The following is a 17,673-nucleotide window of genomic DNA, read 5'->3' on the forward strand; positions in this document are numbered from 1 at the left end:
AGCGCCTTATAGGCTCTGAACAGGTTTTTCGAGTCTGCTAAGGATCCATACCCTTCAGCCCCATTAATTCAGGGTTACATCGCTGTACGCCGCATTGATAAGGATAGATCGGCCGCTATCCTTTTGCTGGCTGTAACCCTTGCGCAGGATTGGGCCCGTTCCCTGGGATTTATCCCAGTGAACAAAATCCGGATAGAGGATTTCAGACTTGGCGCCACGAACCTCAATATTATAGGAACTCCGCGGCAATTTGCAGCGGAATTCCCCATATTGTACCGAAACATCCATTTCCTTAAAGTCCTCAGCTACGCCCCCGATAATCAGGGACCCCATTTTGGAATCAATGGAAACCTCTCTCAGGAGTTGGTCTATGGTGACCATGGACGAACGCGCCACCATATTTAACTGGCTTACCTCACTGAGGCGGACCCCATCTGAATACTCCGTCTGCAATCTTCCTCCATTCCAGCGCTCCACGGTAACCGGGGAATACCGCACTTCAATATTGGTATCTGTTCCATTGATATTATTGGCAAGCAAACTGGAATACGACAGGTTTGCCCGGGTGTTTAAGGCGTTATCCGCTAATTTAACCTCTCCGTACCTCACATTCATATCCAGGCGTGCTCCTTTGGGCATTTTGATTTTAATCGTCTTTTTTATCGAGAACTTCTGGTTTCCCGACGCCCCGCGTACATAAAAGACTTTAGCGTTTCGATGCGCATCGCGAGCCTCCATCTGCGCTGCGCGCGCCTGCTCCCGGGCCTCCATCATCTGCTCCCTTGCCGCCTCCTGCTGTTCGCGCATGGCTTCGCGCTGCTCCTGCATCTCGGCACGCTGGAGATCCCTTTGTTCCCGCATCGCTTCACGGGCGGCTTCACGAGCCTCTATTCGGGTACTCATTTCCATAGCCCTGGATTCCATCTCCTTTCCCCAGGCCTCAAACTCCTCCTGGTATTCTTCATCAAATTCCTTTTCGAACTGTTTTTGCCATTTCTTCATATACTTTTCACCGTCCTTTTTGTACGCCTCATAATCAAAATTGGCGTTGGGCATGGGGGGCATTGGCGGCATATCTACCAATTCGGGAATAGAGGCTATGATGTCCGCGACCATCGGTGCTATTTCAGGCATTTCAGGCATTTCCGGGAGTTCCGGCATTTCGAAATCAAAGTCCATATCACCGTATTCCATACCCGAAGGGGCATATACCCAGCTATTGCTATTCCCACGTCCTCCCGAACGCACGGACACTTTGGAACTGTTGCCCAAAATCTCCACTACGGGCCGATCAAAATAGGCATTGGCTTCCTCGGCCGTCGCCCCTTCAAGGGTGATAGTTGCCTCTACTTCCACTTCGTTTTTGGACCAGGTTTCGAATTCGATGTCGGCATAGCTTGTATTTACCTCGACAACCACGTCCGGCCCCACTTTAAACTCCTCCCTGTATGTCCTGGTTTCCTGAGACGCCAGATGAAATCCTGTGAAAAGAATCACGGGTAGCAGGACTGCTCTAAATACTATTTGAATAAACTGTTTCATTTTTTGATGATTTTAATTCGATTAATTTCTCCTTCAACTTTAACATTAATTGCAACCGGTACTGCAAATTTTTAATCATTGCTCCAATGGTTTGTTCATTCGGACCAATTTCATTTAGCTCATTATTGAGTTTGTGATATTCTGAATTCAGATCATCCAGGCGCACAATAAAATCGTCTACCACCTCTTTATTCTCTTCAGAAATATCAAGGCTGGCCAGCTCCATATTAATACTGGCCGTGTAATACGCCTCAAGTTTCTTTAAATCCGGGGAGAGATCTCCAAGCGAGAGCCCTTTTGAGGCATCCGTGGAATCAGCGGCTTGCTGGACCAGGGTTTGCTGACCTTCCGTCAGGGGAGCCTCTCCGTTCTGCATCCAAAGTGTCAGGCCCAGCAGGGCGATAAGGGATGCGGCCAGTCCGATCCACATAAAGGACCGCTTCCTTCCTCCACCAAAGGATTCTTCCAATCGCGCTTCAAACCGGGACTCGTGCCCCTCGGGCATTTGAAACTCCTTCTTTCGCTCTCTCTCGAATAATTCTTTAAGATCCTGTGACATAGCTTTTATTTTTTAACAACTCCCTGAGATAGGTTTTACCTCGCATTAGGCGGGAGCGTGAGGTCGTTTCTTTTAAATCCAGTATTTCTGATATCTCCGAGTGATCATACCCTTCAACCAAATACAACTGCACTACGTATTGATATTTCTCCGGCAGTGCCTCTATAGCTGCTTTCACCTCGTTAACCTGTACCTCCTGGTCAACATTCCAGTCCGGTTCCTCAGATAACGTCAGACGGTGCTCCTCCAACTCCACGAAATGTTGTTTCCGGGCTTTTAAAAAATCAATACTCCGATTGACGACAATCCGTTTTAACCACGCTCCGAAGGTTACATTTCCTTCAAACTGATCCATTTTCCGAAAGGCGCGTATAAAAGCCTCCTGGGTAATATCTTCCGCATCGGCGGTATTCTTTACAAAGCGCATGGCCACACAAAACATACCATGAGCGTATTTCCTGTAGAGTGCCAGCTGCGCTTTACGGTTATTGTTCCGGCATTGCGCAATCAAGTCAGAAGAGATCAGTTCCCGGGTTTCCAGAGTCGTTGTCTTTAGTTACCATCTTATAGACGAGTGAAGAAATGCAGTGTTGCAAAAAAGGCTATTTTTAGTAAAACTTTTGCGCAACCCCTTGAAGCAAGTTAGCATTAAAAACGACCATCTCTCCCTGGAAGCCCTTGATTATGGGGCTATTATTAGAAAACTAAAATTTCGTGTTTCCGATAATTCCTGGGTCGATTTGTGCGTAAGCCTGAACTCCCCTGAAGCCTACCTGAACGATCCATTTGCCATCGGGGCCTGTGCTGGTCGCTTCGCAGGAAGACTTTCGGGAGGTTTCCTGCAAGTGGAAGGGGAAACATTTCCAATATCCCATTCGGACGGTATTACATTACACGGGGGAAAACGCGGTTTTGCAAAGCGGTATTGGAAGATGATATCCAAGGCTGAAAGCACTGATACATCTGAAGTGCGCCTCACCTACAAAAGCCCGCATCTGGAAGAGGGATTTCCCGGAAATCTCGACGTAAAAGCCACTTATACTCTTTCAAAAAATGTGCTGATCATCCGTTACGAGGCTTCAACGGACCAGCCTACCGTCGTTAACCTAACGAACCACACCTACTTTAAAATCGACTCCCAACCCCAGGTTTCGCACTATCAATTCCTTCTCCATGCTGCTAAAAGGGCAGAAACAGACTCAAAACTTTTGCCCACTGGGCGCATACTGGAGGTAAGTGGAACGGAATTCGATTTTCAAACGGCACGGCCCATCGGAGAACTCCCTTTGGACACCCCATTTTTACTGAATTCTCAAAGGGAAGCTGCGGCCCGGCTCACCTCGGCTGTTTCCGGAGTCAGGATGACAATGCATACGAACCAACCGGCCGTGGTAGTCTATACTCCGGGAGGTTTTGCCGGAATTTGCCTCGAGACCCAAAACCTTCCCGATGCACCCCGACATGGCCATTTTCCGAATTCCTTCCTATATCCGGGTGAAACCTATGTGAATGAAACCCAGTATGTTTTTGAATCCCTTATTTGAAAAACATGGGGTTTAAAGCCGAATCCAGGCAGAGTTCACCTGAGTTCTTTACCGGCTATTTCCTACCTTAGGGGATCTAAACTACACCGAAATGAAAACACTCAAATGGATCGGGGGGATATTAGTCGCTCTGGTTCTGCTTTTTTACTTTGTCGGAGTGCCGATACTTAGAGAACAGACCAAAAAGAACAGTCCTGAGAAAATGGCGCATTACGAACAGGACGGCCTGACCCTTTCCGTAACTTTTTCCAGCCCCTCGAAGAAGGGACGGACCATTTTTGGAAGACTTGTACCTTATGGAAAAGTCTGGCGTACCGGGGCAAATGAACCGACGCGTTTTTACACTTCTACAAATCTTTCAGTGGGTGGGGCAAACCTGCCCGCCGGAACCTATTCCCTGTGGACCGTCCCGGGGGAGACGCAATGGACAGTGATCTTTAATCGGGAAGTTGCGGATTGGGGCGTTACCCTTATTAGCGGGGGTAAGGAAACCACCCGGAATCCTGAATCGGATGTGATACAAATCAACGTTTCCCCAGAAAGCATGGCGGAAATTGTGGAAAATTTCGATATTTCCTTTGTTTCAGCGGATTCTGACGGGGCCTTGTTCCTGCAATTTGCCTGGGACACAACCCGTGTGCGCGTTCCATTAAATTGATAACCCCTTGAAAAAAAGTGCTCTCAAAGCGAGGAAAGATGCTGCTGCCAGACTGTTGTTGCGCAAGGAGGCTGCGGACACACAAGCGATTGTAAAAGGGATAATCGCTTCAGATACGGCGGCGCTCTCAAGGGCCATTACCCTTGTTGAAAGTACCCGTCCTGAAGACGAAATACGGGCGGGCGAAATTGTGGAAGCCTGCCTGAAAGAGGCCGCTTCCGGTATCCGTGTCGGAATTACAGGTGTCCCCGGAGCGGGCAAAAGCACCTTTATTGAAGCATTGGGTCTCTTCCTCATATCCCGTGGGCATCGGGTGGCCATCCTGGCCGTAGATCCGAGCAGTAGCCTGAGTAAAGGGAGTATTCTGGGAGACAAAACCCGAATGCAGGAATTAAGCAGAACTCCAAATGCCTTTATCAGACCTTCCCCAGCCGGGGACTCCCTCGGGGGTGTTACCCGAAAAACACGGGAGAGCATCACCCTTTGCGAAGCGGCGGGATTTGATGTCATTCTTGTGGAAACCGTAGGGGTCGGACAGAGTGAGGTAGCCGTTCACGGAATGGTCGACTTCTTTCTTTTGTTGAAAATTGCCGGGGCGGGTGATGAATTGCAGGGGATTAAAAGAGGTATTATGGAAATGGCCGATGCCGTGGTTATCAACAAGGCCGATGGACCAAATCTGGAAGCGGCCAAAAAAGCAGAGGGGATTTTTAAAAGTGCGCTCCACCTCTATCCTCCCAAAGACAATGGCTGGACCCCACCGGTTATGCGCTGCTCCTCCATAGAGGGAAGCGGAATTGCAGAAGTTTGGGAAATGATTGATCGGTATGCTGCTTCCTGCCATGAGGACGGAAGTTTCGAGACCAAAAGAAATACGCAGAACCTCCACTGGTTGAAACAGCGCATCGAATCCGCACTGACGAGCAACTTTTACCGGGATCCGGAAATTCAAAAAGCCTATGAGGCCTATAAAACCAAAGTAATTCGAAAAGAGATCACTCCCGGGAGAGCTGCCAATGCACTCCTCGAACTGTACCGGCCTGATCAAACCAGCTAAATGAGAATTCCATGCCTGTCCTGACCGAGGCCCTTCTCTCCATCGTTATCCCCCTGTATAATGAGGAAGGAAATGTATCCCTGCTTACCCAACGCATACACCAAAGCCTTGCCGGGTACAACTATCAAATCGTATATGTGGATGACTTTTCAACCGATCGCACGCGCAGGGTAATCAAAGACCTCAGGGATCCGAAAGTGCATCTGATCGCTCTTAAAAAAAACTATGGGCAGAGCCTGGCCCTGGCCGCAGGTTTTGATTACGCCCAGGGAGACTATGTAATCACCATGGACGGAGACCTTCAAAACGACCCTTCGGACCTGCCGGGTATGCTCCCTTATGTCTTAAGCGGAGAATACGATGTTGTCACAGGCATACGCCAGGACCGTAAGGACTCCCTGGTGAAAAAAATTCCCTCCAGGATCGCGAACTTTATGGTACGACGGGTCTCAAAACTCGATATCCGGGACAACGGGTGTGCCTTAAAGGTATTTAACAGGGATATTGCCAAAGAGCTGAATCTCTATGGCGAAATGCATCGGTTTATTACCCTCCTGGCGTTTCTGGAAGGGGCCCAGATCAAACAGGTCCCGGTAACGCATAATCCGCGAAATGCGGGGGAGTCCAAGTACGGACTCGGTCGGGTTTTCAAGGTAGTTGCGGATATGATGCTCCTGTTATTTATCCGCAAATACTTTCAGCGACCCATCCATCTATTCGGGATTATCGGTGTTCTGATGATCCTCCTGGGTGTTGGGATCAATGTGTATCTGCTGATTGTCAAATTTGGTTTTGGCCAGGACATCGGGAACCGACCCTTATTGATCTTCGGACTGATGTTTATCCTGGGGGGCATACAGCTCTTTACCATCGGAATTGTGATGGAATTGCTGATTCGAACCTATTACGAGTCACAGAACAAAAGGCCTTACCGGATTAAAAACGTTACGATCGGTGGAGAAGTTGCGTAAAAAAGGGCTGGCAGTTTTTAAATTGCTCTTCAGCATCCTGTTGCTCTATCTGGTCTTTACCCGTATTCCATTTACTGAGGTCTGGGAAGTGATAAGACAGGCACAGCTGTCGTATCTGCTGATGGCGTTATTGGCCTTTGCGGGATCCAAATGGATCGCAGCCCGCCGTTTAAATTTGTATTTCCACAAAATAAAAATCCATTTAGATGAAAGGAGTAATCGGAAACTCTACCTGCTGGGAATGTTCTACAATCTTTTCCTGCCGGGTGGAATTGGGGGGGATGCGTATAAAGGGTATCTCCTCCATCGCACTTTTGGCACCCCTGGAAAGAGTCTTGCCCAGGTCTTGTTACTGGACAGGTTAAGCGGTCTTGCCCTGCTTGCGATTTACTGTATAATCTTACTGCCCTGGCTTTCCCATCCCCGACTCGAAACCTATCAGGCCCTTGTTTGGGCAGGTATCCCTATAGGAATACTTCTGTACAGGTGGGCGCATCAAAGGGCATTTCCACTCCTGCACTCCATATTCTGGATATCCCTGGGGTACTCTGCCCTGGTGCAGTTCGCACAATTGGTTTCAGTCTACCTCATCCTCATGGCCCTTGGGGTTACGGGATCGGTCGTGGAATACCTGCTGATCTTTATGATTAGCAGCATTGTAGCCATACTTCCTTTGACGATAGGGGGGATTGGCAGCCGTGAAGTTGTATTTTATTATGGGGCCAAATGGCTCGGGCTGCAGGAGGATATTTCAATAGGGGTCAGTTTGACATTTTTTGCCCTCACAGCCCTGGTTTCCCTCCTGGGAATAGTGTATCACTTCCGCAACCCGAAACTCAACCCAGGTTCGGATTCCCTGAATCCGAAGTAAATGGAAATTTTTCCGGTATTGACCTCAAATGGGCTCCATTGATAACAAAAGGGCCGGCAATTTCCCGCTAATCACGAAAATAGTTTGAGATCTGCTTTCTGGTAAAGTCGGGCAAATAGCCATCCCAGCATGCCCCCGGCAAAACATCCTGAAAGCACATCAAGGGGGTAATGCACGCCGAGATAAATCCGGCTGTATCCGACCAGGAGCGCCCAAAGAATTAACGGGAAGGCCCAAAGGCGCCTCTTACCACCCCAGAAGACCACAAAGAAAGAAGCCAATGCGAAAGAATTCGCAGCATGGGCAGAAAAATACCCGAAGCGACCCCCGCAGCTTTTTTTAACCAATCGCATTACGCCCTCAAATTCGGGTTCATGACAGGGTCGCAGACGCTGCACACCGTATTTAAAAAACCCGGAAAGTTGATCGGTAGCCGTAATCAGAAGGCCAATAAACACAAGGAATAGGAGCAATCTTCTCCAGCCCAACTGCCGGTACACCAGAAATAAGAGCAGTGCATAAAGCGGGATGGCCGCCCATTTATCGGATAGAAATAACCAGAAAGGATCCCATGCGGGTGTCCCCAGTCGGTTCAGGTAAAGGAACCACTCATGATCCTTATCAATCAGGGTCTCCCACATCTCAATCCTGGTATCGGGAAACCTCCCTGTCGTAAAATTCAGTGGCTTCTGCAATTAACCGTTCGGTTTCCTGTGGAAGCTCTTTCTGGTCCTCATCCGAAAACTCTTCGAGCCACTCGACTTCATCATTTTCGAGGTTGAGGACAAAACGTGGAAAATCCGTATGGATAATAAAAATAGCAGTTGGGAAATCTGTATTATCCCCGAGTAGAAATTTTGGAAGCTTCATCAGCAACGGTTTAATTCATACCAACCCAAGGCTTCAAGCACCATCCATGGGCTGCAACAACCTGCGGGTCATATACCTGAAACGAAGATACAACATAATTGATGAGGCCGTAAGGCCCAGCAGGAGCCCAATCCAAATTCCTGTACTTTTCAACGGGGTATGTAGTCCGAGGTAAAACGAAAAAGGAAACCCGATGCCCCAATAGGCTACCAGGGTTAAAAGTGTGGGTATACGCACATCCTGAAGGCCGCGCAACGCTCCGAGGACAACGACCTGTAACCCATCGGATATTTGAAAAAACGCAGCGACCAGAAGCAGGCGGGCCGCTATAGCAAGTACCTCTGTATTATCCGCCTGATTGCTCAAATCATTTACATCCAGGTACATCGTAGGGAGCAGGTTTCTTCCCAAAAGGAATAAAACGGCAAAACCGATCTCCAGAAGTATGGTCATCAGGAATATAGAAGTAGCCACCCTTTTGAGTTCGGGAAAATTTCCGGAGCCCTTCTGATTTCCAACACGAATCATTGCAGCAACCCCAAGTCCCATTCCAAACATAAAGGTCATGCTGCTGAGGTTCAGGGCAATTTGATTCGCGGCCTGAGGGTTCTTGCCCAGAATGCCACTCATCCATATGGCAGCCGTGAATATCGCCACTTCAAAAAACATTTGAAGGGCGGAGGGAAAGCCCAGGTTTGCAATTTTGCGAATAAGTCTTCGCTCCACCTGCCGAAATCGGAGTTTCTCGACGAATCCCCTGAAGAAAGGACGACGCACAAAGATCCACCAGAGGAAAAAGACCATACAAATCCTCGAAGCCAGTGTTCCTATGGCCGCCCCGACAATCCCGAGTTTGGGAAAACCGAACATCCCAAAAATCAGAAGGTAATTCAGAACGATGTTGATGACATTCGCGAGAATTGTGGCATACATCGGATACCGCGTTTTGGAAAGACCTTCCGAGAACTGTTTGAGCGCCTGAAATACGATTAGCGGGATCAGGGACAAAGCCACGAGATCCAGGTAGGGTATTGCCAGAAGGACAACTTCTTCTGGTTGATCCATCAGGTACATCAGGGGTTTGCACATCAAAACGGCCCCAAAAAGGAGCACCCCTAAAAGGGTACAGAGTACCAGTCCGTTTTGAAGCACTCCCCTTCCCTCCCGGGCATCCCCCGCCCCTTCTGCCTCTGCTACCAGGGGGGTTATGGCTGTGGAAAATCCGATCCCCAGGGACATGGCGATAAATACAAAACTATTCCCCAGGGAAACCGCTGCCAGTTCTGCGGTTCCCAGCTGACCCACCATAACATTGTCTGCAAAGGCCACAAAAGTGTGACCCAGCATCCCCAGAATGACGGGGCTTGCGAGCCGTATATTATAGCGAAATTCACGGGTATACTGTTTCAATTCGGTAGGGGTTCAGAATTATTCCGGGATTCAGACCTGTTGGTGCCAAAAGGGCTGTTCCAGCATACAAATTTATTATTGGTCCGCTACCTTGGCAGCTTCCCAGAACACATCCATTTCCGCAAGGGTCATCTCACTGAGGTTTTTTCCCGCTTCGGCGGCCCTGGATTCGAGATACTTAAATCTGTTGATGAATTTTTTATTGGTTCGCTCCAGGGCGTTCTCCGGGTTAACACCCAGAAACCTGGAGTAATTCACCAGTGAAAACAGCACATCACCGAATTCTGAAGCCACGTCTTCAACACTGCCATTGGTCAGTTCGTCTTCCAACTCCCCGATTTCTTCCTTTACTTTTTCAAGAACCTGCTCGGGACGCTCCCAGTCAAACCCAACTCCTGCAACTTTTTCCTGGATTCGATTTGCCTTTACAAGGGCTGGAAGGCTATTCGGCACTCCCTCCAGGACGCTTTTCTTACCTTCCTGCAGTTTGATTTTTTCCCAATTGGCTTTTACTTCCTGCTCCCCTTTAACTTCTGTGTCGGCGTATATGTGCGGATGCCTCCGGATGAGTTTCTCACAGATGTCGTTGGCGACATCAGCCATATCAAAATCGCGTGTTTCTGAACCGATTTTTGCATAAAAGACAATATGGAGGAGCAAATCACCCAATTCTTTTTTTACCTCCTCCATATCCTGGTCCAGAATGGCATCGCCCAATTCATAAGTCTCCTCAATGGTGAGGTGCCTCAGGGATTCCATGGTCTGTTTTTTGTCCCAGGGGCACTCCGCCCGCAGTTCATCCATAATGGTTAAAAGCCGGTCAAAAGCAGCTAGTTGTTGTGCCCTGGTATTCATGGTATTGAAGTTTGGCCAAAGGTACAAATCCAACATTTTGGCAACCACTATAAATTCACCTAATTTTAGTCCTACGCGAATCCCTTTAAAACCAACCTATGTCAATTCGATTATTTGCCCTTTTTTTACTCTTAGCGGCCTGTGGCCAGCCGGAGTCCTACGACGTTATCATACGCGGAGGCACCGTCTTGGACGGTAGCGGTACCCCTGGATTCAAAGCGGATATTGGAATCCGTGCAGATACCATATCATTTATCGGAGATTTGTCCGCAGCCCGGACAGCCAATGAAATCAATGCGGAGGGGAAGCAGGTGGCTCCCGGTTTTATCAACATGCTGAGCTGGGCCAACGTTTCACTTCTGATAGACGGGCGTTCTCAGAGTGATTTGCGACAGGGGGTTACCCTTGAGGTAATGGGGGAAGGACGCTCCATGGGCCCCCTGAATGACTCAATGAAAAAAAACATGAAAGAAGGGCAACAGGATTTTACATACGAAGTAGCCTGGACCACACTGGGTGAATACCTGGAACATTTGGAAAGCAAGGGAGTATCCACGAATATCGCTTCATTTGTGGGCAACGGTACCCTGAGGGAGTACGTAATGGGCTACGAGAACAGGCCTCCCTCCGATGCAGAGCTCGAAAAGATGAAAGCGCTGACGCGACAGGCCATGGAGGAAGGCGCTGTAGGCTTATCCACTTCCCTCCTGTACGTCCCCAGCGGACACGCCAGCACCGAAGAGATTACCGAACTCGCTAAAGAAGCTGCAGCCTACCAGGGAATGTATATCTCCCATATCCGGAATGAAGAAGACAGTCTCCTCTTTGCGATACGCGAGTTGATCGATATCGCAGAAAATGCAGAAATCCGGTCTGAGGTGTATCATTTCAAAGCCTCCGGCCAGGATAACTGGGACCTCCTGGATAGTGCCATTACCCTGATTGAAGACGCCCGGGCCCGGGGTGTTGAGGTAACTACGGATATGTATATGTACAATGCAAGTTCCACCGGGCTCAATGTCTTGTTACCCCCCTGGGCCCGGGAAGGCGGACATGACCAAACCATGGCTTACATAGCCGATCCGGAAAAGAAGGCAAGAATGATACGGGAGGTCAATTTCCACGTCCCTGCCGAAAACATCCTACTCGTGGGATTTAAAAATAAATCCCTCCGGGGGCTTATTGGTCAGACCCTGGCCGAAGTGGCAGCGACACGCGGAATTTCTCCGGCTCAGGCCATTGCAGATTTAATATTTGAAGATGACAGCAGAATTCAGGTCGTGTATTTCTCCATGAGTGAAGCCAATATTAAAAAGAAACTGGCCCTGCCTTATATGGCCGTGTGTTCAGATGCGGGCTCCTATACCAATGAAGGCGTCTTTCTGGAGCAGAGCACCCATCCAAGGGCGTATGGTTCCTTCGCCCGTCTGCTCTCTCATTTCGTAAGGGAAGAAAAAGTAATTTCCCTCGAGGAAGCCATACGTAGATTGACTTCCCTACCGGCAGAAAACCTGCGCCTTAAACAAAGGGGAGCTTTAAAACCGGGGTATTTCGCGGATGTGGTGGTTTTTGATGCATCGAATATTCAAGATCATGCAACTTTTGAAGATCCACATCAGTACGCTACCGGGGTTGAACACGTTTTCGTCAATGGGACGCAAGTAATCTCCGAAGGCGAGCACACGGGCGCCACGCCAGGGCGGTTTGTTAAAGGTCCGGGGTATCGGGAATGATCGCATGAATTTACCCGGAGGCATCTCCAATCTTTCCCTGGAGATAGGAATTCGGCACAAAGAAACCCACTATGACGCGTGGGTTTTCATTTCAAATCCCCGTTAATTCAGCTCAGTTCTTCCTGTACCAGGTAGTAAAAAGCGGGACGGCTTTTTTGGTGGATTCCAGACATTTTTCCAGCCACCGCATTGATCGCAGCCATACCTTTGTCCTTATCGGAAACCCCCAGCGTTTTTTGGACAAAATTCCTCCGTACTGTTTCCAGCTCAGACTCATCGCTAACCGATACCAGGGTGGCATCTAAATTATCAACCACAGTTTTCAGGCGGTTCACCATGGCATCCAGGCGTTCGTGGTCCACAGAAGCAATTCCGCATTCACTGAGTTGTTGAATAGCTGTACCTTTTAATTTCGACAACTTTTCTGAAGTGTCACTCATAATTATTGCAATTTCAATTTGATAACGTCTTAGAGCCCTGATTAGGCTTCTTTTCGCAAGGCCACCTAATTTAATGAATAATTCATAAAAAATCTTCTAATTTTAGGTTTTAATACAACCCGATATCCCGGATATTGCACATCCTGATCATACGCACGAAATGAATAGAAATCGCTTCCTCTATCCGATGTCTTGCTCCTGCAAAAAGCTGCAATGCCCTGCCAATACTTTCTTTTATGTACTTCTGCTCGGTCTGGTGTTTGGGTTTACTGTAAATATTTATCCTCAGGACCCACTTCGTTTTGAATCCGAAATAATCGATCTCAAAGCGAAAACTGACAGTTTGTGGGATCGGGAGGAAGAAGTATTGCTTTTTACAGGAAGCTCAAGCATTCGTATGTGGGAGGATCTGCAGGAACGATTTTCAAGCCAAAAAATCCTCAATTTAGGTTTTGGAGGATCTCAGGCCTCAGACCTCCTGTACTACCTGGAGCCCCTGGTGCTTGACTACAGGCCGAAAAAAGTCTTTATCTACGAAGGGGACAATGACCTGGCAGAAGGCAAAAAAATTCGCGAGGTAATCCTTACGCTTCAGGAAATCACAAAAAGACTTGATCAAGCCTTGCCGGGTATTCCCATTGTTATTATTTCTGCAAAACCCAGTATCAGCCGCTGGAACCTCAGAAGGAAATACAGGAAACTCAACCGGAAACTCGAACGCTGGACCAGCCGACAGGAAACACTGGATTTTGTCGATGTATGGAACCCGATGCTCACAGATAAAACATTGAATGACTCCCTGTTCATAGATGATGGACTCCACATGAATGAATCGGGGTACGACATCTGGGAAAAAGCCCTCGCACCTTTTATCACAACCGATTAAACTGTTCTAAATGGAAAACCCTAAAAATAATTACCGTCCTTTCTGGCAGCTACCCTTATTCTTTGTCCTTACCCTCTCCCTGGGTTGTAGTGAAACCCAAAAATTACCAGAATTGGTCTTGCCTGAAACCGATCTGTCCTCTGAGGCGTTGCTGCCAAAACCCCTGGAGGTTATCGGGAATCAGACCGCATTTGCGCTGGATCAGTACAGTGCCATTTACACCGTGGAGGGCGAAGCATCCTTCTCCGGAGTGGGCGAATACCTTTCGCAGGAAATCGCAGGGGTCACAAAATTGACACTACCCCTGAATCCGGATTCCATGGAGGGTCCATTTCGCGGAATCTACCTGAATAAAAACCAGGGAATGGACCAGGAGGCCTATGAATTGGCGATAGTTCGGGATAGCATCTTATTGACTGCATCAACTGCGGAAGGGGCATTTCGAGGGGTGCAAACCCTGCGTCAACTCATACCTGAATACGCCAATGATACGCTTGGTGCGAATCCGGTATGGGTAATACCCGGGGGGTTGATCAAAGACAAACCTGCATTCACATATCGCGGAAGCATGCTCGATGTTGCCCGGCACTTTTTTAGTGTGGAAGACGTAAAGAAATACCTGGACGTACTCGCCTATTACAAAATGAATTATCTGCACCTGCATCTCACTGACGACCAGGGCTGGCGAATTGAAATTACTTCCTGGCCCAAACTAACGGAGGTTGGCGGGCAAACAGAGGTCGGAGGTGGATCGGGCGGTTTTTACACCCAGGAAGATTTCAAAGACCTCGTTGCTTATGCCTCTCAAAGGTTTATTACCCTTGTACCTGAAGTGGATATGCCCGGACATACGAATGCTGCTTCTGTCTCCTATCCTTTTCTCAATGGGAACGGTAAAACCCCCAAACCTTACACCGGCATGCGGGTCGGGTTCAGCACGCTGGATACCCGGAAGGACACCGTATACCAATTTATCGACGACGTGGTCAGGGAAATTTCTGCCATGAGCCCCGGCCCCTATTTCCATATTGGAGGGGATGAAAGCCATGCGACCAAACCTTCAGATTACGCCTATTTTATCAAAAGGGTTGTCCCGATTGTCCGTAAATATGGGAAGACACCCATGGGGTGGGATGAAGTGGCTACAGTTTCTCTGGATTCCAATGTGGTCGCCCAGTTCTGGCAGGATGAGGAGAACGCTGAAAAAGCCGTTGAACAGGGCATGAAAGTACTGATGTCCCCTGCAAAAAGAGCTTATCTGGATATGTCGTACGACAGTATTTCGAAATTCGGCCTCCATTGGGCGGCATATATCCCGGTAGAGCGTGCCTATTCCTGGACCCCTGATCTTTATGCAAAAAATGTCCCGAGGGAAGCCATACTTGGGGTTGAAGCCCCTTTGTGGTCAGAAACCATAAGCACGATGGAAGAGTTGGAATACCTTGCTTTTCCGCGTTTGCTGGGAATTGCTGAAATCGGATGGACCGAAACATCCAAAAGGTCATGGGAGGATTACAAAACAAGGCTCGCGGGGCAGATCCCGTATTTTCGCAGGCGAAATATTCAGTTCTATCCCTCCAGGCAGGTGCCCTGGAATGAGCCGGACTCCCTCCTTCCCTGGTATAAAAACCGGACTAAGTAAACGTTGAAAAGTACGCAGGGCAGACAGAAAAAGTACGTGCCTGATGCCCCCTTTGGTCAGAACCTTGTGATAGGGTATTTGTCCAGGACTAATTGGCCGCAGTTTCTGCTTCCTCCCCCGGGGTCTCCTCATCGGGTTCCGTATCGGATTCCGGATCTGAAAAATCTGCCATTTTGTGTTCTACCAACAGATTATACCACTGGATGACCTTTTTAATGTCGCTCGGATAGACCCGATCTTCATCGTAATTGGGAAGTACATCGAAAAAGTATTCCTCAAGGGCCAGTTTCCCTGCCTTAGGTGCAACCGAAGCTTTGGATCCGTTTTCTTTTTCCTTAATTTTTTGAAAGACTTCTCTCAGGGGAAGTTCCTCTTCAAGGGTGTAAATGGCAATCTCAGACAGCACGCTGATATTATTGGCTATACCAACCGAAATCTTTTTTCCATCAATCAGAGACTGGGCCACCAGTCCGGACCTGGTTTGGGTTACCAGTTGATACAACCCCGGTTTTCCCCCTATGGATAATATTTTGTCTAAACTCATAGTCTAAAATGCAGGTGCAAATATGATAAATTCTTTGAAATGGGAAGGCCGATTTAAATTCAAAACTGAAAAAGAAGCAAGCCCGCCGGTTAACGCATTCGCTTTTGTGCCGGAAAACGCATTTTGTAGTCCACCGATATCTTGCCCTTTGAAATATTGCCAAGCTTGCCTTTGAGCAATCGGCGTTTGAGGGAGGAAATTTTGTCGGTAAACAAAATGCCTTCAATATGGTCGTATTCATGTTGGATAACCCTGGCGAGCAGACCATCAAAGACTTCCGTATGCGGTTGAAAATCTGCATCCATGTAGCTCAATGTAATTTCGGGATGCCTGCTGACATCTTCCCGTATATCTGGTATACTCAAACAGCCTTCATTGAAGGCCCACTTTGATCCTGTTTCCGATTCCATCCGGGCATTTATAAAAACCCGCTTAAAACCTCTGAGTACATCACGCTCTGCCTCGGAGAACTCCTCATCTTCTGCAAAAGGGCTCGTATCCACCAAAAAAAGGCGTATCGGTTTACCGACCTGAGGGGCCGCCAGTCCCACTCCGTTCGCCTGATACATGGTCTTCCACATATTGTCTATCAGGGTTTGCAGTTCCGGGTAGTCCGAATCGATTTCCGCACACATTTTCCGCAAAACCGGATCTCCATAGGCTACAATAGGTAAAATCATAAAGTTTTCCTGCTTAAAAACGATTGTAATATAAGGGTGGCACTAATTTCGTCAAGGGCCCCCTTTTGTCTTCTTTTTTTCTTCTTCATACCCCCGTCGATCATTGCGCGAAGCGCCATTTTGGAGGTAAAGCGTTCATCTTCCCTCGAAACCGGCATCTTCGGATAGCGCTTGCTGAATTCCAGCAAAAATTTTCCGATGGCACCTTCCACTTCCGAAGGGGTGTTATCCATTTGTTTGGGTTCTCCCACGACAATACGCTCCACATCTTCTTCCTTCAAATACGTATCCAAAAAGGTCCATAAATCTTCCGTAGGTACCGTGGTCAAGCCGGAGGCGATAAGCTGGAACGGATCTGTAACCGCTACCCCTGTCCTCCTGATTCCATAATCCAATGCCAAAATACGTGCCAATCCCAAAATTTCTGCAAAAATAAACTATTCAAAGCAAAGCGCTTAAAATTCGTATAAATATGGAGGCGTTCCTATATTTGCCGAAAATCGATTATGGAACACCTACGTTCGACGATAGAAGCCGCATGGGATAACCGGGAACTTTTGAAAGAACCCAAAACCCGAGATGCCATCCGGGAGGTCGTGGATGCCATAGATAAAGGCACGCTGAGGTGTGCAAGTCCCGGGACGGATGGGTGGATCATCAATGAATGGGTCAAAAAGGCAGTTGTACTTTATTTTCCCATTCAGAAAATGGAGACCCAGGAGGTTGGCATTTTCGAGTATCATGATAAAATTCCACTTAAAAAAGGATATGAATCCAGGGGTATCCGTGTGGTACCCCATGCCGTAGCCCGCCATGGTGCGTATATCGCTCCGGGCACAATCCTGATGCCGAGTTACGTAAATATCGGCGCGTATGTGGATGAGGGAACCATGGTGGATACCTGGGCTACCGTCGGAAGCTGTGCCCAAATTGGAAAAAACGTTCACCTGAGTGGTGGCGTGGGTATAGGAGGCGTTCTCGAACCGCTTCAGGCATCTCCGGTCATCATAGAGGATAATGCATTTATCGGGAGCAGGTCTATTGTTGTGGAAGGCGTTCGGGTGGAAAATGAAGCTGTATTGGGTGCCAACGTTGTATTGACAGCTTCAACGAGAATAATCGATGTGAGCGGTGCAGAACCCGTGGAGTACAAAGGGCGTATTCCTGCCCGTTCAGTAGTCATACCGGGAACATATACCAAGACATTCCCGGCAGGTGATTACCAGGTTCCCTGTGCACTAATCATCGGAAAACGCAAGGAAAGCACCGATAAGAAAACCTCCCTGAACGATGCCCTGAGGACTTACAGCGTATCGGTTTAATCCAAGTCAACCCCGACCTACCCTTCATGGTTGACCCCTTTCCGCGCTTAATTGCGCAATTCTGGGAGATACAATTTTTTCATCGATTG

20 protein-coding genes are annotated in these 17,673 nt (G+C 48.3%); 9 read left to right on the forward strand and 11 right to left on the reverse strand.

Going from position 1 to position 17,673, the window contains the following annotated elements; genetic code table 11:
* Positions 1–63 precede the first annotated feature (63 nt).
* Genes QU605_RS04790 through QU605_RS04800 form a run of 3 tightly spaced genes read right to left on the reverse strand, consistent with a single transcriptional unit; the run spans position 64 to position 2,612 of the window.
* The gene (locus QU605_RS04790; protein WP_289724137.1) at positions 64–1,542 is read right to left on the reverse strand and encodes an OmpH family outer membrane protein; all 1,479 of its coding nucleotides are present in this window, start codon (positions 1,540–1,542) and stop codon (positions 64–66) included.
* Positions 1,514–2,101, reverse strand: a complete 588-nt coding sequence (locus QU605_RS04795) for a hypothetical protein (protein WP_289724138.1) — start codon at positions 2,099–2,101, stop codon at positions 1,514–1,516. The genes QU605_RS04790 and QU605_RS04795 overlap by 29 nt, the downstream gene beginning before the upstream one ends.
* A complete protein-coding gene (locus QU605_RS04800) occupies positions 2,085–2,612 on the reverse strand; it encodes an RNA polymerase sigma factor (protein ID WP_353655876.1) in 528 nt (175 codons plus the stop codon). The genes QU605_RS04795 and QU605_RS04800 overlap by 17 nt, the downstream gene beginning before the upstream one ends.
* A 121-nt stretch (positions 2,613–2,733) precedes the next feature.
* Here QU605_RS04800 and QU605_RS04805 point away from each other — a divergent pair, with 121 nt between their 5' ends.
* From QU605_RS04805 to QU605_RS04825, 5 genes are all read left to right on the forward strand, one after another.
* The gene (locus QU605_RS04805) at positions 2,734–3,645 is read left to right on the forward strand and encodes an aldose epimerase family protein (RefSeq protein WP_289724139.1); all 912 of its coding nucleotides are present in this window, start codon (positions 2,734–2,736) and stop codon (positions 3,643–3,645) included.
* Positions 3,646–3,736: 91 nt separating this feature from the next.
* On the forward strand, positions 3,737–4,303 hold the full coding sequence (locus tag QU605_RS04810; RefSeq protein WP_289724140.1) for a DUF2911 domain-containing protein: 567 nt from the start codon (positions 3,737–3,739) through the stop codon (positions 4,301–4,303).
* 7 nt (positions 4,304–4,310) lie between these two features.
* Positions 4,311–5,360 (forward strand): methylmalonyl Co-A mutase-associated GTPase MeaB, encoded by a 1,050-nt coding sequence (meaB, locus tag QU605_RS04815; protein ID WP_289724141.1) that lies wholly within the window; start codon positions 4,311–4,313, stop codon positions 5,358–5,360.
* An 11-nt stretch (positions 5,361–5,371) separates the two neighbouring features.
* Positions 5,372–6,331 carry a glycosyltransferase family 2 protein gene (locus QU605_RS04820; protein WP_289724142.1) on the forward strand — a complete coding sequence of 320 codons (960 nt, stop codon included), beginning with the start codon at positions 5,372–5,374 and terminating at the stop codon, positions 6,329–6,331.
* Positions 6,315–7,202: a lysylphosphatidylglycerol synthase transmembrane domain-containing protein gene (locus tag QU605_RS04825; protein ID WP_289724143.1), complete on the forward strand. Its 888-nt coding sequence runs from the start codon at positions 6,315–6,317 to the stop codon at positions 7,200–7,202. The genes QU605_RS04820 and QU605_RS04825 overlap by 17 nt, the downstream gene beginning before the upstream one ends.
* A gap of 71 nt (positions 7,203–7,273) precedes the next feature.
* Here the strand turns inward: QU605_RS04825 and QU605_RS04830 are convergent, their stop codons facing one another.
* The 4 genes from QU605_RS04830 to mazG form a co-directional block, all read right to left on the reverse strand.
* Positions 7,274–7,843 (reverse strand): phosphatase PAP2 family protein, encoded by a 570-nt coding sequence (locus tag QU605_RS04830; protein WP_289724144.1) that lies wholly within the window; start codon positions 7,841–7,843, stop codon positions 7,274–7,276.
* Between the two features lies 1 nt (position 7,844).
* On the reverse strand, positions 7,845–8,072 hold the full coding sequence (locus tag QU605_RS04835; RefSeq protein ID WP_289724145.1) for a DUF8828 family protein: 228 nt from the start codon (positions 8,070–8,072) through the stop codon (positions 7,845–7,847).
* 33 nt (positions 8,073–8,105) lie between these two features.
* On the reverse strand, positions 8,106–9,482 hold the full coding sequence (locus QU605_RS04840; RefSeq protein WP_289724146.1) for an MATE family efflux transporter: 1,377 nt from the start codon (positions 9,480–9,482) through the stop codon (positions 8,106–8,108).
* Positions 9,483–9,557: 75 nt separating this feature from the next.
* Positions 9,558–10,337 carry a nucleoside triphosphate pyrophosphohydrolase gene (gene mazG / locus QU605_RS04845; RefSeq protein ID WP_289724147.1) on the reverse strand — a complete coding sequence of 260 codons (780 nt, stop codon included), beginning with the start codon at positions 10,335–10,337 and terminating at the stop codon, positions 9,558–9,560.
* 98 nt (positions 10,338–10,435) lie between these two features.
* Here mazG and QU605_RS04850 point away from each other — a divergent pair, with 98 nt between their 5' ends.
* On the forward strand, positions 10,436–12,070 hold the full coding sequence (locus QU605_RS04850; protein ID WP_289724148.1) for an N-acyl-D-amino-acid deacylase family protein: 1,635 nt from the start codon (positions 10,436–10,438) through the stop codon (positions 12,068–12,070).
* A gap of 107 nt (positions 12,071–12,177) precedes the next feature.
* Here QU605_RS04850 and QU605_RS04855 read toward each other — a convergent pair whose 3' ends face one another.
* Positions 12,178–12,510 carry a DUF2853 family protein gene (locus tag QU605_RS04855; protein WP_289724149.1) on the reverse strand — a complete coding sequence of 111 codons (333 nt, stop codon included), beginning with the start codon at positions 12,508–12,510 and terminating at the stop codon, positions 12,178–12,180.
* 160 nt (positions 12,511–12,670) lie between these two features.
* Here QU605_RS04855 and QU605_RS04860 point away from each other — a divergent pair, with 160 nt between their 5' ends.
* A complete protein-coding gene (locus tag QU605_RS04860; RefSeq protein ID WP_289724150.1) occupies positions 12,671–13,396 on the forward strand; it encodes an SGNH/GDSL hydrolase family protein in 726 nt (241 codons plus the stop codon).
* A gap of 10 nt (positions 13,397–13,406) precedes the next feature.
* Entirely contained in the window at positions 13,407–15,038 is a 1,632-nt protein-coding gene (locus tag QU605_RS04865; RefSeq protein WP_289724151.1) for a beta-N-acetylhexosaminidase, read from the forward strand.
* Between the two features lie 88 nt (positions 15,039–15,126).
* Here QU605_RS04865 and QU605_RS04870 read toward each other — a convergent pair whose 3' ends face one another.
* The 3 genes from QU605_RS04870 to ruvX form a co-directional block, all read right to left on the reverse strand.
* Positions 15,127–15,582, reverse strand: a complete 456-nt coding sequence (locus tag QU605_RS04870) for a DUF5606 family protein (protein WP_289724152.1) — start codon at positions 15,580–15,582, stop codon at positions 15,127–15,129.
* Positions 15,583–15,671: 89 nt separating this feature from the next.
* Positions 15,672–16,262: a peptide deformylase gene (def, locus tag QU605_RS04875; protein WP_289724153.1), complete on the reverse strand. Its 591-nt coding sequence runs from the start codon at positions 16,260–16,262 to the stop codon at positions 15,672–15,674.
* Positions 16,259–16,675 carry a Holliday junction resolvase RuvX gene (gene ruvX, locus QU605_RS04880; RefSeq protein ID WP_289724154.1) on the reverse strand — a complete coding sequence of 139 codons (417 nt, stop codon included), beginning with the start codon at positions 16,673–16,675 and terminating at the stop codon, positions 16,259–16,261. The genes def and ruvX overlap by 4 nt, the downstream gene beginning before the upstream one ends.
* A 93-nt stretch (positions 16,676–16,768) precedes the next feature.
* Here ruvX and QU605_RS04885 point away from each other — a divergent pair, with 93 nt between their 5' ends.
* Complete coding sequence (locus tag QU605_RS04885; RefSeq protein ID WP_289724155.1) at positions 16,769–17,584, forward strand: 2,3,4,5-tetrahydropyridine-2,6-dicarboxylate N-succinyltransferase; 816 nt, start codon at positions 16,769–16,771, stop codon at positions 17,582–17,584.
* The last annotated feature ends 89 nt before the right edge of the window (positions 17,585–17,673 follow it).

It is taken from the genome of Robiginitalea aurantiaca, from assembly GCF_030380815.1.
Taxonomy (GTDB): domain Bacteria; phylum Bacteroidota; class Bacteroidia; order Flavobacteriales; family Flavobacteriaceae; genus Robiginitalea; species Robiginitalea aurantiaca.